The sequence below is a fragment of the Paraburkholderia solitsugae genome (assembly GCF_013177695.1).
GTDB lineage: Bacteria > Pseudomonadota > Gammaproteobacteria > Burkholderiales > Burkholderiaceae > Paraburkholderia > Paraburkholderia solitsugae.
Map to the genome: position 1 here is coordinate 41,189 of NZ_WOEY01000023.1, position 15,034 is coordinate 56,222.

Sequence of the window (15,034 nt, forward strand, 5' to 3'; positions counted from 1 at the left end):
CGCCGGCATCCGGCGAATTTTCACGGCGCCACGGTGCTTGTCGCCGTTGCCTCTTTCCCGCGCGTTCGATCATGCCCCAGCCGGCCGCTAATAGTCTGCGCCGCACGCTGCTGCGGCGCCTCGCTGCTCCCCTTTCGCTGCTCGCGCTCATGAGCGGCCTGATCGCATACTGGCTGGCGTGGCAGTACACCCAACACGTGGTTGACCGGTCGCTCGCCGATCTCGCCACCGCGATCTCCAAACAGATCCAGATAGCCGGCCCTGACGCCAAGGTGACGGTGCCGCCGCTCGCGCAGGCCATGTTCTCCGATCCGGTCGAACAACTCGTTTATCGGATCAGCAACGGCGAAACCGAAATCGCCGGCGACCACAATCTGCCGCTGCAGGGCACCAGCGTTCGGCGTATGCATTATGCGTACGTATTCGAAACGCAACACGAAGGCGTGACCGTGCGCGTGGCGCAGGTGCGTGTCGATCAGCCGAGCGGCAATCCGATCGTCGTCGAAGTGGGACAACCGGTGCATCACCGTTTTCGCATCGCCGCCGAGTTTCTGGTCGCGATCATGATGCCGCTGCTGTTGCTGCTGCTGGCGGGTTGGGTGATCGTGTGGCGGGTTGTCAATCAACAGCTCAATCCACTGACCGATCTCGCGGACTCATTGAACCGGCAAACGCATACGTCGCTCGAACCGGTCGACGAAACCTATGTTCCGGTTGAGATCCGGCCGCTCACCGGCGCGTTGAACGCGCTGCTCGACCGCCTGAAAACCGCCCTCGACGGCCAGCGCAAATTTATCGCCGACGCCGCGCATCAGCTGCGCACGCCGCTCACCGCCGTCAAGCTGCATGCGGAACAGGCTGCAACCGCACGCGACCCGCAGCAGACGCTCAACGCGGTCCGTGAACTGCGCGCAGCGGCCGATCGCGCCGTGCGGCTGTCGAATCAGTTGCTTTCGCTTGCGCGCGCGGAGCCGGGCGAACAGGCGGCACGTTTCGTCAACGTGGATATGGCCGCACTCGCTTTCGATACGGGTGCGGAATGGGTGCCGCGCGCGTTGACTTTCCACGTCGACCTCGGCTTCCAGCGCCTCGACGATCCGGCCAACGATCACCCGCTGATGGCGCGCGGCAATCCGGTGCTCCTGCACGAAGTGATCGCCAATCTGCTGGATAACGCGCTCAAGTACGTACCGCCGTCGCGCTTCGATGGCGGCCGCATTACCGTGACGGTGTCGCAAACCGTGATCGACGAGGTGCGCATGGCCGAGATCATCGTGGAGGACAATGGGCCAGGCGTGCCGCTCGCGCAGCAAGCCGATCTGTTCAAGCGGTTCTTCCGTGGTGACGGTCAGAGTGAGGCTGGCGTGGATAGCGGCGCCGGTCTCGGTCTCGCGATCGTCCACGACATCATGGTGCTGCATCACGGCAGCGTGCATTACGAAGATGCGCCGGAAGGCGGGGCGCGCTTTATCGTGCGTATTCCGCTTATGCCCACCAGCGTTCAGCGCGACGTCGATCCCGAGACACGGCGCCCAGCAAAAAAATCGGCGCACTCGGCGCCGATCGATATGTGACTCTGCAGTGGATCAACGGGCTGCATTGAGTTAACTGACGTTCAACTCAGGCAGCCCGCGTTTCATTTCTTCTTCGCTTTTTTCGCCGACGTCTTCGCCTTCTTCACCGTCTTGTCGGACCCGGACGCGCCCTTCTCTTTCTCCGGCGGCGCCAGCATCGTGCCGCGGCACTTGCGCGCGCCGCAACGGCATTCGTATTCCTTCTTGAGCTTCTTGGTCTGACGCGCGTCGATGACGAGGCCGTAGTCGTAAAAGACTTCCTCACCCTCGGCGATATCTCGCAGCGCGGTCACGTACACGTGACCGTCGATCTCTTCGGCTTCGCAGTTCGGCGCGCATGAGTGGTTGATCCAGCGCGCGCTGTTACCGTCCACTTTGCCGTCGATCACCTTGCCGCTATCGAGCGCGAAGTAGAACGTGTGATTCGGTTCGGCCGGATTATGCGGATGACGGCGCAATGCTTCCTTCCAGGAGATCCGCTCACCCTTGTATTCGATCAGCCGCTCGCCGGCCGCAATTGGCTCGATGGCAAACACGCCTTTGCCGTGCACACCCGAACGGCGCACGGCGATCCTGCGTGAACTCATTGAATGAATCCTTGTGAAGAACTGGGGGTGAAGATCCGGCAGCCGCCAGAATTGCCCGCGTCTAACGCGCTGCTCTTTCTGACGCGGATAGCAAACGCGGCGCCTTGCGAGCGCCGCGTCGACCTGCGACGCTCATGCGCCACATCCGGCATCCTACACGTTCAAGACGGCTTCGTTCAACCGTCAATAAGACGTACGCGTTCAACGCGCATGGGCAAGTTCACCGTTGTCCGAAAGAAATGTCGCCGAACAGTGCTTTTTGCTCGCGCGGTTGCGAACGCCAGTACTGCGGCGGCGCTACGACCGTCGCGCCGAGTTGCGCCGCCGCGTGCCACGGCCAACGCGGGTTGTACAGCAACGCGCGGGCCAGCGCGATCAGATCAGCATCGCCCGCTTCGATCAGTTGTTCGGCATGCAGCGGATCGGTAATCAGGCCCACGCCAATGGTCGTGAGGTCAGTTGCATGCTTGACCGCGCTCGCGAACGGGATCTGGTAGCCCGGCTCGAGCGGAATCTTCTGCAATGGCGAGACGCCGCCTGACGACACATCGATCCAGTCGCAGCCGCGCTTTTTCAACTCCTGCGCGAACGCGATCGTGTCCGCGAGCGTCCAGCCGCCGTCGACCCAGTCGGTTGCCGAGACACGTACGCCAACCGGTTTGTCGGCCGGAAACGCCGCGCGCACGATGTCGAAAATTTCGAGTGGAAAACGCATACGGTTTTCGAGCGAACCGCCGTAGTCATCGCTGCGTTGATTGGCGATCGGCGACAGGAACTGATGCAGCAGATAGCCGTGCGCCGCGTGCAATTCCAACGCATCGACGCCGAGGCGCGCGGCGCGGCGCGCGGAAGCCGCGAACGCTTCACGAATCCGGTTCAGTGCAGGTGTATCGAGGGCGAGCGGCGGCTCTTCACCCGCTTTGTGCGGCAACGACGACGGCGCATGCGGCAGCCAGCCGCCTTGCGACACCGGAATCAGTTGCCCACCTTCCCAGGGCACCTGACTCGACGCCTTGCGCCCCGCATGCGCCAACTGCATCGCGACGCGAATCGGCGAATGTTTGCGGATCGCGGCCAGAACCGGCTCAAGCGCGGCTTCGGTGGCGTCGTCCCACAATCCCAGATCGCCCGGCGTGATGCGGCCATCCGGTTCAACGGCGGTCGCCTCGATGCACAACATGCCGGCGCCCGATAACGCCAGACTGCCGAGATGGATCATGTGCCACGCCGTCGCCTCGCCACGTTCGGCGGAATACTGGCACATCGGGGAGACGACTATACGATTGGGAAGCGTCACGCTACGCAGCGTGAGCGGAGAAAAAAGCGCGCTCATGGATTACGCCCAGAAAAAACCCAAGAGCGAACGAGCATAGCACCGCGGGTGATTGTCTGCAGCTTCGCTCAGATCAGGGTTTCGGCTCAACCTGATCGAGCCACTCGCCAAACATCCGGCGCGCGGCGGCTTCCAGCGCCGGACCGAACTGCGCGGTCTCAGCCCGCAACTGACGCGCATCGATACCGTGGCCGGCAATCTCACCGGCGTTGCCGATCAGCCAGGGTTCGAACCGGTCAGCGCGAATCTCCGGATGGCATTGCAGACCCAGCACGTGACCACCCCAGCCGAAAGCCTGGTTTTCGCACGCTGGCGTCGAGGCGAGCCGCGTGGCGTTGTCGGGCAAATCGAAGGTGTCGCCGTGCCAATGCAGCATCGACGTGTGCGCGCCGTCCAGATGACGCACCGGCGAAGCACGGCCCGCATCGGTGAGCGTAAGCGGTGTCCAGCCGATTTCGGTATGGCCTGCGGGATAGACCCGCGCACCGAGCGCACGGGCGATCAATTGCGCGCCGAGGCAGATGCCGAGCGTCGGCAACCCAGCGGCAATGCGCTTTTCGACCATGGAGAGCAACGGGACGAGCGTCGGGTAAAGCGCGTCGTCGGTTGCACTGATCGGACCGCCGAGGACCACCATGAGCGATGCGGCAACCGGGTCCGGCGCTTCGATACGGCCAAGGCCGACATCAAGATAACGCACCGGCCGACCACGCTCGCCGAGCTCCAGTTCAAAACTGCCCAGATCCTCGAAGTGCACATGGCGAATGGCCAGAACTTCGCGATTCATCAGCCTGCCCCACCTTCAGGTTGACCAAAGACTTGCCGCTACACGGCGCGAACCGGCCGACGGACGGCAAGCGCCGCCCGCCGGAACACGGCTTGGCAGTGTAGCGGATTGTCCCGGAAGACGCCGCCTTATTGGGCGAAGATCTTCCAGGTCTTCTTCTGGGTGGCGACGTCGGCCGCTTCGTACACCGAGCAATCGAGACGCAGATCCGTGTCCGACATATTCATGTCGAGCAGCGCGCAGTGATGCGGCGTCTTCTTCGGATTCTTGCTCGGCTCGAAGTGCGTGCAGCTCAGGCACATGCGGTGCGGCGGAATCGTGCCCTGCGCTTCCAGCTGGTGAATGGTCTTCAGCAGCGTGCGATAGAACAGCGTCTGCTCTTCCTCGCGCAGCGTGCCGACCGCTTTGGCCAGGAAGTCCGGCCATTGCGCAGCGCGCTTGGCGGCGGTGCGGCCACGCGCCGTCAGACGGACCGCGAGGGCGCGGCCGTCATCGAGGGCACGGCGCTTTTCGACCAGACCCTTGGTCTCGAGCGTGCTCACGGCATCGCTGGTGGTCGCGGCGGTCAGCGCCGTTTCACGGGCGATTTCGCCAAGACGCATCGGGCCCTTGCGCTGCATCAGCAAGACCAGGATTTCGCCTTGGGTTGGCGTGAGGCCTGCGCCTTCCGCCCATTCCCAAGCCTGGCTCCTCATGGCCGTGCTCAATCGCAATAGGCTGTGGGTCACTCGCCCGGCTGCCTGTTCTCCGTATACGCCTTCGCTCATAATCTTCGATTGGTTTATTTAAAGCCTTGGTGCGATGCCAGCAATCCGCCGCCGAACACGCCCGTAGCCTGTGTGGGGTAGCCTCGCCCAACAGCAGGCGAGACGGTTTCTACTATCTCAAAAATCTACCGCCTTGGAAGCCAAAGGCAGCTAAAGCGACATTCTATGCGAGACCGGCCAATCGTACAGCTAAGTTATCCAACATAACCTGTGGATAACCATGGGAAAACACAGGGGATGGCATGTGTGCCGATTCTTGATAAGCAACTTGCCGCCTCTGCCACTCCCGAAGTTGTCCTCGTTTACCGGCACCGATGTGCCTCGGATCAGCCCAGTTATGGTTTACGTAGCGCTTTGACTTTTCAGGGAATTATTCAGTTGTCCACAGGCAGATGCAATGCTTGTTAACTACTACTATGTTTGTATACGTAAACTTTAGAAAAACCTAAAGGCCCGCGAGCTGGAAATTTATTTACGAAAAAAAACCCGCACGAAGCGGGTCTTCCTTACGGTTTAACGTATGCAATCCTGCATCTGGCTAGGCTCGCCACTGCAGACACTGCTGCCTGACAGCCTCATGCAAGGACTTTTCCTGCTCGAAGACGCCGCGCAGCCACGTCGCGTCATTGACCTGGCCACGCGCGATCGCACCGATTTCGGCGAGGGCTTTGCCCGAACCCAATGCTTCGGCGTGCGGCGCAATCAGATCCAGCGTTTCGAGGATGTCTTCGGAAATCGTCTTGCGCTCGCTCGTTTGCGGATTGATGCAGTTGCCGGCCAGACCGAAGCGGCATGCCTCAAAACGGTTGAATGTATAGACGAGGTAATCGTCTTCCTTCGGCGTAATCGGCTTGTCGAGCAACAGATGCCGTGCCAGCGTCTGGATGTAGCAGGCGATCGCTGCGGCGCGATCCACTGAAAACGGCGTATCCATCACGCGCACTTCAATCGTGCCGAAACCCGGCTTTGGCCGGATGTCCCAGTAAAAATCCTTCATGCTGTTGACCACGCCGGTGTGAACCATCTTCGAGAAATATTCCTCGAAGCTGTCCCACGTCAAAACGAACGGCGCACGCCCCGACAGCGGAAACGCGAACACGGAATTCAGGCGTGCCGAATGAAAACCGGTGTCGACACCCTGTACGAACGGCGACGAAGCGGACAACGCAATGAAATGCGGAATGAAGCGCGACATGGAATGCAGCAGATACAGCGCGCTGTTCGGATTCGGACAGCCGATGTGCACGTGCTGGCCGAACACCGTAAATTGCTTGGCCAGGTAGCCGTACAACTCTGAAAGATACTGAAAGCGCGGCGTATCGACGATCTGCCGTTCGCTCCATTGCTGGAACGCATGCGTGCCGCCGCCGCATAAGCCGACGTTCAGGTGGTCGGCTGCGGAAACCAGCGTGTCGCGGATCTTGCGCAAATCGGTGACGGCCTGTTCATGCGTCGTGCAGATACCGGTCGACAACTCGATCATGCTTTCGGTGATTTCCGGCGTGATGTTGCCCGGAATTTTTTCGTCCTTGATGAGGCGCATCAGATCCGAGCCGGCTTTGGTCAGATCATAGTCGTGCGTATTCACGATCTGCATTTCGAGTTCGACACCGAAAGTGAACGGTTTCGAATCGATGAAGGGTTCGAGTGACATGGCGTCCCCTGAGTCAGGTCGGCCGGTGTGTGTCACATGGGTGTGTCACACGCCGGCCGTTTTTTAAGCGAATAAGCTGGATAAAGCGCGCAAATCAAGCGCCTGAAGAATCGAGTAGCGGTGCGTGCTTACTCTTCGCGCCGTTCGGCCACCAGCGCCAGGCTGCGGTACACGAGCCACGGGCCGAGAATCTGCAGCACGAAGATCGAACACATCACGATGGCCCGCAATTGCGGATCGAAATTCGGATAAAGGTTGTACGTATCGTCGACGAGCAGGTACGCGAGCGCCGACATGGGCGATAGCGACAAACCGAGCGCCATCCCCTGCTTCCAGTTCAAGCCGCTCGGCTTGGCGAAGGCCATCACGCCCACCAGTTTCGCCACCAGACGCGCAACAATCAGACCCAGCGCCGCCACACCGCCGAGCGCGATGTCTTTCCATTCGAATGAAGTCAGCGTCAACACGAACAGAATCACGGTCAACAACCAGCCGGCCGTGCCGAAATGTTCCGGCCACAACTGCGGACGCGCTTCAAGATTCTTCACGATGATGCCTGCGGCCAGCAAGGCAAGAATCGTGGAAAGCTTGAACACATGCGCCACCGCAATGGCCAGCAGCACGAGGCCGAACAGCGCGACGAACGAATGCTCGTCCTGCATGTTCAGGCGGCGATAAAAAAACGTGCAGGTGCGCGCCAGCAGATAGGCCAGCACGAGCGAGCCGGCCAGCAGATACAGCGGTTGCAGAATCGTGGCGTATACGTTGCCGTAAACCTCCTGATGCAACCAGCTCGAGACAAGCTTTTCGATCACCACCGCATACATGCTGTTCAGCGCGGTAAGGGTCAACAACCGTTGGGTCACCTGACCTTCCGCGCGCAACTCGGTTTTGAGCTGGATCACCATTGCCGGCGAAGTCGCCATGGCAATCGCGGCGAGCACCGTTGCGACGATCAGCGGCACCTTCAGGAACAACAAAACCGGCAAAACCAGCGCAAATGTCAGCGTGGCTTCGGCGATGCTCGACAGAATCAGCCAGGGATTGCGGCGAATCCAGCGTAGATCGAGCCGGCTGCCCAGTTCGAATAACAACAAACCGAGCGCGACATCGAGCAAGGGCCGCGCGGCGCTCGCGGAATCCGCGTCAATCACGCCGAAACCGGCTGCGCCTGCGACCAGACCGATGACCGCATACCCGGAAATGCGTGGCAAACGCCATGCGCGATAGCAAAGTTCGCCGCACAGGCCCGCGGCGAGCAAGGCAAGACCAGCCCAAAAAATGGCGTCGGGTGTGAGTGGCCAGGCTGGGAAAAATGAAAACGCCGACTTCATCGTGATGGGTTCTCCTTTGCAGCAACGGCAGACAACACGAACCGGCGCAAACACCGGCGAGCGGATGGGCGCCTGAGGCGCTCACTGTCGCGATCGCTTCGCGTGACCCGCGTTGCGAGTTTTCAACGATCGGATGATCTGAACACGCCGCAGCCGCTGGGAGGGCGGCGCATTCTGGGGTGCGGCCGTAGCAACCGGCCCGGCACGGTGAAAGAATGCCGTCGACTTTGAATCAGATTCTGATTGAGCGGCACCGTTCCGTTGCAGCGTGTGCCGCCAGGGGCGAAGCACGACGCGGAAAAGAACGGCGATTGTGCCATAGCTTTTTCGAACTTGACCGAAAGCACAGGAACATGCAGGCAAAACGGTAAAAACGTACGTTATCTTCGTGAGATGAGGAAAAAGCGACCGTTTTAAAAGCGGGTCTGGCTCTCATAGGGTACAGATTCGACGCGGCAGATGTGTTTTCTGGGGCACTAACGGACGCGTTTTTCACCGATTTTCGGCGCTTGGAATCCGCCGATAGCGGTCGATCTCGGGATGGCTCTTCTGTTTACAGGTTTACTGTATGTATACGTAGTAACAGTTAACAAGGTGCCTCGTTTTCTGTGGATAACCCCGGTTTACTGAATCAATTCATGAGGTTGCAGCTCGCATAACAGGATGCACAGCGTGTGCGGCAGCGGCGGGTATACAAGGGTAACTTTTCGGGATTTTCGGCGGCGGCAAAGTTACCCCGTTTACGTCCACAACGGTTCCACATGCGTTGCGCCGGTAAACGGCGTGGTTATCCACATGTTTCAGTGGATAACTTTTTTCGTCACCAATGTTCAGCGCGTGCGGTTAACGCGCCGTGCCTTGGCGCAACGCGCGTAAGAGGAAGCGAGCGGGGTCGATGTCTTCGGCCAATTCCCGTTCGAGCGGCCATGGCTCACCTTCAATCTGCGAGGCGATCAACTCGGCACCTAGCCCCGCCCATACCAGACCGCGCGACCCGTAAGCGAATGCGCCGTACAAGCCGTCGACGCGCGGCAGATCGAGCGGCCATGCGCCACGCAGGCGCTGGGCGTCGCGCGTCGATGCGGCTTCGTCGGCGAAGTTGCCGATCATCGGCATCCGGTCACTCGTGACGCAGCGAAACGCGACGCGCCCGGCGAGGGTCGCCGCCCTTGCCGGGTCGACGATGCCGTCGAAGGCCGGCAGCATCTGGGCGACACGTTCGAGGTTCTCCAGATGGCCATCCGGCCGCAGCGACGTGTCGGGGTCGTCGAGTTCGTAGGTCGCGCCGGTCAGCGTGGCGCCGTCGGCGAGTGGGACTGCGTAGCCTTCGCCGATCACCGGCATCCCGAGCGGAGAGACAGCGCCCGGCGGCAGTACAGTCAACTGGCCGCGGATGCTGCGAGTCGGCGCATGCTGCAAACCGGCAATGCGTGCGGCGTCGTGTGCGCTCGCGACGATGACCACCGGTGCGCGCGCGATCGCCTGCCCTGCTGCGTCGAAGACGGTCCATTGATTGCCGGCGCGTTCGAGGCGCGCGACGTCCACACCGAAGTGGCGTTCGAGCAGTCCGCCCGCCGCCGCGCACTGCGCGGCGCAAAGCGACGCCGGGTCGATCCAGCCGCCATGGGGGAAAAGCCAGCCGCTTCGCGCGAGCGGCATACCGGCAAACCGTTGTGCTTCGCCGAGCGATACGGGCGTGACGTATTCCGAGGGGTAACCGAACGCCGCGATGGCCTCGCTCATCGAGCGGGCTTCTTCGTCGTCCGCGGCGATCTGCAACAGCCCTGGCGCGCCGCGCACTGGATGGTGACCCAGCTGTTCGAGCGCTGCCCAGCGTCTCAGCGTGTAAAGAAAGCCCGCACGTGTGACGCGCGAAGCGACGCTGTCGTCGCGCGAGATCATGGGATGAAACACGCCGGCCGGATTACCCGAAGCGTCCTGCGCCACCGACGCATGGCGCTCCAGCGACGTGACGCGCCAGCCGCGTGCAGCGAGGCGCTCTACGACTGCGCAGCCGGCAAGACCGGCGCCGATCACGACGGCGTGCCGCTCGTCGACCTCGAGCGGTGCCGGCGGCTCATAGCGGCGCACGCGCCAGCGCGGTGCGAAGTGGCCGACGAGCATCGCCCGTTTCCAACCGAAGCCGTCGACCTTGCGATACTCGAAACCACATTGCGTCAACGCACGTTTGATCTCGCCGGCGCTGCTGTAGGTGGCGAACGTGGCGCCCTCGCCAGCCATCCGCGCGAGCGCCTTGAAGATTGCCGGGGTCCAGAACTCGGGGTTTTTTGCCGGCGCGAAGCCGTCCAGGTAGAACGCATCGGCGCGCAGCCTTAAGGCGGGCAAGGTTTCCACGGCGTCGCCGAAGACGAGCGTCAGAACGACCCGCCCGTCTTCGAATTCCAGCCGATGGGTGCCGGGGACGAGCATCGGCCATGCGCCGGCCAGCGTTTGCGCGAGCGCGGCCATTGCCGGATCGGAAATCGTCGCGGCATAGGCGCGCTGCAGATCGGCTTGAGTAAAGGGATGCTTCTCGGTCGAGACGAAGTGCAAGCGCTCGCAGCGCGCCGGATCGGCGCGCCAGGCGGCCCAGGTCGTCAGGAAGTTGATGCCAATGCCGAAGCCGGTTTCGAGCACGGTGAAGACGCGCCGGCCCTGCCACCGCTCCGGCAGCGCATTACCCCGAAGGAAGACGTATTCAGCCTGTTCGAGACCGCCGACGGCACTGTGATAGATGTCGTCGTAGTGCGGCGAAAAAGGCGTGCCGTTGTCGCGAAACGCGAGGACGGCGGGGATCAGCGGATCGGTCATGCGGGGCGGAAAATGACGCTCGAAAGAGCGGATCAGACGTTACCGCCAGCGCGCGCAGCTCGCCGGGCGGCGAAAAAGACGTGCTGCAACGTTGGCAAAAACCAACGCTAAGCCCCGTCCATACTGGGTTTCAGCCTTCGATTGAGGTCCGGAAAGAGGAAAAAGAAGGGTTTCCCTCTATATCTGCCCTTGGAACCGCTTAATTCTTCGAAACCCTTGTCCTGATTGGGTTTGCGCTGCGCTATCATAGCAAGCGCCGCGAAGGGAGCGGCAGCACGGCCGACGGGCAGTCAACTGCCCGGCGCTATGTCCGGAGGGGATCCGGCGCCGCAGCTGCTCGACGGCGCGGCCCGCGCACGTATAATCGGCGCGTTCGCGCTGTTCGTGTCAACCTAAACTCAGAAAGGAACCTTAATGAACAAACAGGAACTGATCGACGCCGTCGCAGGACAGACGGGCGCCAGCAAGGCTCAAACCGGTGAGACGCTGGACACGTTGCTTGAAGTGATCAAGAAGTCTGTGTCGAAGGGTGACGCGGTCCAATTGATCGGCTTCGGCAGCTTCGGTTCGGGCAAGCGCGCAGCACGTACGGGTCGTAACCCCAAGACCGGCGAAACTATCAAGATCCCGGCAGCCAAGACCGTCAAGTTCACGGCTGGCAAGGCGTTCAAGGACGCTGTCAACAAGCGCTAAGCAGATTACTGCATGGCAGTTGACACCCGCCAACGGCGGGTTTTTTTCGTCTGCGATTTTGTTTTAGCCGCGACGGGCGTCGCGGCTAAACCATCCGCACCATGCGAAAGGGTCGATCAGTCGTGGCGATGCACGATTTCGCCGTGGCCATGGCCGTCGTGATCGTGACCATCATGATCATGGTCGTCTTCGTCGAAGTCCCATGCCGGGAACGGATCGGCGAATTGTTGCCACGCTTGCGGTCCCGCTGCGTATTCCTCTTCGGTCACGAGGCACGCGTCGAACTTCGCTTGCCAGACAGCCGGGTCGATGCCGACGCCGATCATCACCAGTTCCTGGCGACGATCGCCGATACTCAGATCGTCCGGATCGCCGTACCAGTCGGCGGCAATTTCGGCGGCCAGCTCATCATCGCCGTCCGGCCATTCGCTGCGATCCTGTGCGGCCCACCACATCCCCGCCGGACCATGGCGGCAAGCGCCACCCGCCTGCGACAGCGAACCGGCGATGTCGCTGCGCGTGGCGAGCCAGAAGAAACCCTTGCTACGCAAGACGCCCTTCCACTCCTGATGCAGCAGCGCCCACAGGCGTTCCGGGTGAAATGGCCGCCGCGCGCGGTAAATGAAATTACCGATGCCAAATTCGTCCGCTTCACCGTGATGGGCATGGCCGTGCTCATTTTCGTGGTTAAGCCACGCTAGCCAGCCCGGTGCGCTCGATGCCTCGTCGAAATCGAAACGCCCGGTATTCAGCACCTCGGCAAGCGGCACTTCACCGAAACGGCTCACCACCTGCACGGCACGCGGATTGATGCGGGCGAGGATGCGCTGCAAACGCGTGAGTTCATCGGCGCTCACCAGATCGGCCTTGTTCACCACCAGTACGTCGCAGAATTCAATCTGCTCGATCAGCAATTCGACCAGCGTCCGATCGTCCTCTTCGGTCGCGGCGATGCCCCGTTCGGAGAGCGCGTCGGCTGAACCGTAGTCGCGCAGGAAGTTGAACGCGTCGACCACCGTCACCATCGTATCGAGCTGGGCGACGTCTGACAGCGACACGCCGTGGTCATCGACGAAGGTGAAGGTTTCGGCGATCGGCATCGGCTCGGCCACCCCGGTCGACTCGATCAGGATCGCATCGAAGCGCTTTTCACCCGCAAGCCGCTTGATCTCGACCAGCAAGTCATCACGCAACGTGCAGCAGATGCAGCCATTCGACAGTTCGACGAGCTGCTCCTCGACATGCGAGAGCGCGGCGGCATCGCGCACAAGGGTTGCATCGATATTGACGGCGGCCAGATCGTTGACGATCACGGCGACGCGTAAACCGGAGCGATTCGCGAGGATGTGGTTCAGGAGCGTGGTCTTGCCAGCGCCCAGAAAACCGGAGAGCACGGTGACGGGCAATAGCGGCTGGTTCATCGCAGTACGGAAAGACAAGAGGATTGGAAGGCGTGCCGGGCTTGGGGTCGCATGACTCCGGGGCCTGAAGATGGCCGAACACCGACGGCAGCACGAAGCCGCATTGTGCATCAAACAGGGAACGGCCGCGTGGCGGGCAGGATCCGCTTAGCGGGCAGCCGTCGGCATCAGATGCCACTGGCGCAGGATCGCGGCGATCTGCTGCGCGTATTTATCGCGCAGCGCCGGCGTCTCGGAGTGATACGCGCCGACCGCCTGCCAGGTGTTGCCGTACTTGTTCATCTGGCGGCGCAGATGCCATGCCGCTATGTAGACGTTCTTGCAAGGCTCCATCAGCGTGCCTTGCGAGATGCCGTACTGGGCGAGTATCGGCAGATGAACCGAGTTGATCTGCATGACGCCGTAGTCGGTCGAGCCGTTGGCGTTCTTATGCAGCGCGTCTGGCCGATTGTGTGACTCCTGCCACGCAATTGCGCGCAGAATCAAGGGGTTGACCTTCTGATAGCTCGCCGCCGCGTCAAAGCAATCGGCGCGCGCGGACCCTGCTGCGATCAGCACGGCAAGTCCTGCGGCGACGGTGACGAGGGTTCGTTTCATCGGTCAAGACGACTAAACAAATCGCAAGAGTAATGTTTGGTAAGGCAATGCATCGGCCATACTTCAGCCGCTGGAAGCCGGTAAGGCTCGCTGGCTGGGCCTTTGTCGGGCATCGGGGAAAACCCGCGTCCGTAAGCTGCTTCCAGCACCCCGAACGGCTCGTATCATACCGGCAGGCCTACACGCGTCAAGTTGGCTAACCGTCATAATCAGGCGGAAAACGAAGCGTTTCTGCGGTCCGGCGCACAGAAGCCGTTTGCTTTCAATTGCTTGACAGTTTGTGACGGTCTTTAGAGTAATCGCACCGGGTCGTTTGTTTTGTGACAAATCCGACATGAAAAACTGTTACTGTTCATTTTTTTCGGACATTGGACGTCCGGCTTCCGGGGCACTGATCGCCTGTGAGGCCGGCTGGCAGGCCGACAGGGCGGCGGCTTGCTTAAATGTTCGCACTGCGTGACCGTCGACGGCTGAGGCCGCCGGCATCGATACCCTATTCCATGAGAAGAAATCGTATGGCATTGCGTCGCGTCGCAACGGCGCTGCTGGTGGCTGGATTGATCACCGCGCAGACAGCACAGGCCCAGGTGACACTCAACTTCGTGAACGCCGACATCGACCAGGTGGCTAAGGCGATCGGCGCGGCAACCGGCAAAACGATCATCGTCGACCCGCGCGTGAAGGGGCAACTGAACCTCGTGTCGGAAAATGCAGTGCCTGAAGATCAGGCACTCAAGACCTTGCAATCCGCCTTGCGGATGCAGGGTTTCGCGCTGGTGCAGGACCACGGCGTGCTGAAGGTCGTGCCCGAGGCCGATGCCAAGCTGCAAGGCGTGCCGACCTACGTCGGCAATACGCCTGTTGCGCGCGGCGATCAGGTGGTCACGCAGGTATTCGTGCTGAAGAACGAATCGGCCAACAACCTGCTGCCGGTCTTGCGTCCGCTGATCTCGCCGAACAATACCGTGGCGGCCTACCCGGCCAACAACACCATTGTCGTGACCGATTACGCCGACAACGTGCGGCGTATCGCGCAGATCATCGCGGGTGTCGATACGGCTGCGGGCCAGGCGGTGTCGGTGGTGCCGCTGAGGAACGCGAACGCGATCGATATCGCCACGCAACTGAGCAAGATGCTCGACCCGGGCGCAATCGGCAGTACCGACGCGACGCTGAAGGTGTCGATCACCGCGGATCCGCGCACCAACTCGCTGCTAATTCGTGCGTCGAACGCCGGGCGGCTTGCGGCGGCGAAACAACTGGCAAAGGAACTCGACGCGCCGACCGCCATGCCCGGCAACATGCACGTCGTGGCGCTGCGCAACGCGGACGCGACGAAGCTCGCGAAGACCTTGCGCGGGATGCTCGGCAAAGGCGGCGACACGGGCTCGTCGGGTGGCTCGAACGAAGCAAATTCGTTCAACCAGAACGGCGGTGGAGGTGGGTTGGGCAGCAATTCGACGGGCACGTCGGGTA

General features: G+C 61.5%; 12 protein-coding genes. 3 read left to right on the forward strand and 9 right to left on the reverse strand.

The window, feature by feature from the left end; translation table 11 throughout:
• Positions 1–71: 71 nt before the first annotated feature.
• The gene (locus GNZ12_RS05995) at positions 72–1,574 is read left to right on the forward strand and encodes a sensor histidine kinase (RefSeq protein WP_172309478.1); all 1,503 of its coding nucleotides are present in this window, start codon (positions 72–74) and stop codon (positions 1,572–1,574) included.
• A 62-nt stretch (positions 1,575–1,636) separates the two neighbouring features.
• On the opposite strand, the gene GNZ12_RS06000 is transcribed toward GNZ12_RS05995, so the two are convergent.
• The 7 genes from GNZ12_RS06000 to mnmC form a co-directional block, all read right to left on the reverse strand.
• Positions 1,637–2,161, reverse strand: coding sequence for an SET domain-containing protein (locus GNZ12_RS06000; protein WP_172309479.1), 525 nt, complete (start codon positions 2,159–2,161; stop codon positions 1,637–1,639).
• Between the two features lie 220 nt (positions 2,162–2,381).
• Positions 2,382–3,494, reverse strand: a complete 1,113-nt coding sequence (locus tag GNZ12_RS06005) for an NADH:flavin oxidoreductase/NADH oxidase (RefSeq protein WP_172309480.1) — start codon at positions 3,492–3,494, stop codon at positions 2,382–2,384.
• 73 nt (positions 3,495–3,567) lie between these two features.
• Positions 3,568–4,281: a glutamine amidotransferase gene (locus GNZ12_RS06010; RefSeq protein ID WP_172309481.1), complete on the reverse strand. Its 714-nt coding sequence runs from the start codon at positions 4,279–4,281 to the stop codon at positions 3,568–3,570.
• 128 nt (positions 4,282–4,409) lie between these two features.
• Complete coding sequence (locus tag GNZ12_RS06015; protein WP_172309482.1) at positions 4,410–5,048, reverse strand: MarR family winged helix-turn-helix transcriptional regulator; 639 nt, start codon at positions 5,046–5,048, stop codon at positions 4,410–4,412.
• Positions 5,049–5,586: 538 nt separating this feature from the next.
• Positions 5,587–6,702 carry a YbdK family carboxylate-amine ligase gene (locus tag GNZ12_RS06020; protein WP_172309483.1) on the reverse strand — a complete coding sequence of 372 codons (1,116 nt, stop codon included), beginning with the start codon at positions 6,700–6,702 and terminating at the stop codon, positions 5,587–5,589.
• Between the two features lie 128 nt (positions 6,703–6,830).
• Positions 6,831–8,036, reverse strand: coding sequence for a cation:proton antiporter (locus GNZ12_RS06025; RefSeq protein WP_172309484.1), 1,206 nt, complete (start codon positions 8,034–8,036; stop codon positions 6,831–6,833).
• Between the two features lie 843 nt (positions 8,037–8,879).
• The gene (gene mnmC, locus GNZ12_RS06030; RefSeq protein ID WP_172309485.1) at positions 8,880–10,847 is read right to left on the reverse strand and encodes a bifunctional tRNA (5-methylaminomethyl-2-thiouridine)(34)-methyltransferase MnmD/FAD-dependent 5-carboxymethylaminomethyl-2-thiouridine(34) oxidoreductase MnmC; all 1,968 of its coding nucleotides are present in this window, start codon (positions 10,845–10,847) and stop codon (positions 8,880–8,882) included.
• 414 nt (positions 10,848–11,261) lie between these two features.
• Here mnmC and GNZ12_RS06035 point away from each other — a divergent pair, with 414 nt between their 5' ends.
• Positions 11,262–11,540 carry an HU family DNA-binding protein gene (locus GNZ12_RS06035; protein ID WP_006050811.1) on the forward strand — a complete coding sequence of 93 codons (279 nt, stop codon included), beginning with the start codon at positions 11,262–11,264 and terminating at the stop codon, positions 11,538–11,540.
• Between the two features lie 116 nt (positions 11,541–11,656).
• Here GNZ12_RS06035 and GNZ12_RS06040 read toward each other — a convergent pair whose 3' ends face one another.
• Both GNZ12_RS06040 and GNZ12_RS06045 read right to left on the reverse strand, forming a co-directional pair.
• Positions 11,657–12,961, reverse strand: coding sequence for a GTP-binding protein (locus GNZ12_RS06040; RefSeq protein WP_172309486.1), 1,305 nt, complete (start codon positions 12,959–12,961; stop codon positions 11,657–11,659).
• Between the two features lie 147 nt (positions 12,962–13,108).
• The gene (locus tag GNZ12_RS06045; protein WP_172309487.1) at positions 13,109–13,558 is read right to left on the reverse strand and encodes a lytic transglycosylase domain-containing protein; all 450 of its coding nucleotides are present in this window, start codon (positions 13,556–13,558) and stop codon (positions 13,109–13,111) included.
• A gap of 515 nt (positions 13,559–14,073) precedes the next feature.
• Here GNZ12_RS06045 and GNZ12_RS06050 point away from each other — a divergent pair.
• Positions 14,074–15,034, forward strand: a 961-nt coding sequence (locus tag GNZ12_RS06050; protein WP_328805957.1) for a secretin N-terminal domain-containing protein, incomplete at its 3' end; no start/stop codon positions are given.

Bases quoted from the DNA above. Each gene is read 5' to 3' on its own strand.
- GNZ12_RS05995 (WP_172309478.1), top strand. From the start codon at position 72: ATGCCCCAGCCGGCCGCTAATAGTCTGCGCCGCACGCTGCTGCGGCGC.
- GNZ12_RS06000 (WP_172309479.1), bottom strand. From the start codon at position 2,161: ATGAGTTCACGCAGGATCGCCGTGCGCCGTTCGGGTGTGCACGGCAAA.
- GNZ12_RS06005 (WP_172309480.1), bottom strand. From the start codon at position 3,494: ATGAGCGCGCTTTTTTCTCCGCTCACGCTGCGTAGCGTGACGCTTCCC.
- GNZ12_RS06010 (WP_172309481.1), bottom strand. From the start codon at position 4,281: ATGAATCGCGAAGTTCTGGCCATTCGCCATGTGCACTTCGAGGATCTG.
- GNZ12_RS06015 (WP_172309482.1), bottom strand. From the start codon at position 5,048: ATGAGCGAAGGCGTATACGGAGAACAGGCAGCCGGGCGAGTGACCCAC.
- GNZ12_RS06020 (WP_172309483.1), bottom strand. From the start codon at position 6,702: ATGTCACTCGAACCCTTCATCGATTCGAAACCGTTCACTTTCGGTGTC.
- GNZ12_RS06025 (WP_172309484.1), bottom strand. From the start codon at position 8,036: ATGAAGTCGGCGTTTTCATTTTTCCCAGCCTGGCCACTCACACCCGAC.
- mnmC (WP_172309485.1), bottom strand. From the start codon at position 10,847: ATGACCGATCCGCTGATCCCCGCCGTCCTCGCGTTTCGCGACAACGGC.
- GNZ12_RS06035 (WP_006050811.1), top strand. From the start codon at position 11,262: ATGAACAAACAGGAACTGATCGACGCCGTCGCAGGACAGACGGGCGCC.
- GNZ12_RS06040 (WP_172309486.1), bottom strand. From the start codon at position 12,961: ATGAACCAGCCGCTATTGCCCGTCACCGTGCTCTCCGGTTTTCTGGGC.
- GNZ12_RS06045 (WP_172309487.1), bottom strand. From the start codon at position 13,558: ATGAAACGAACCCTCGTCACCGTCGCCGCAGGACTTGCCGTGCTGATC.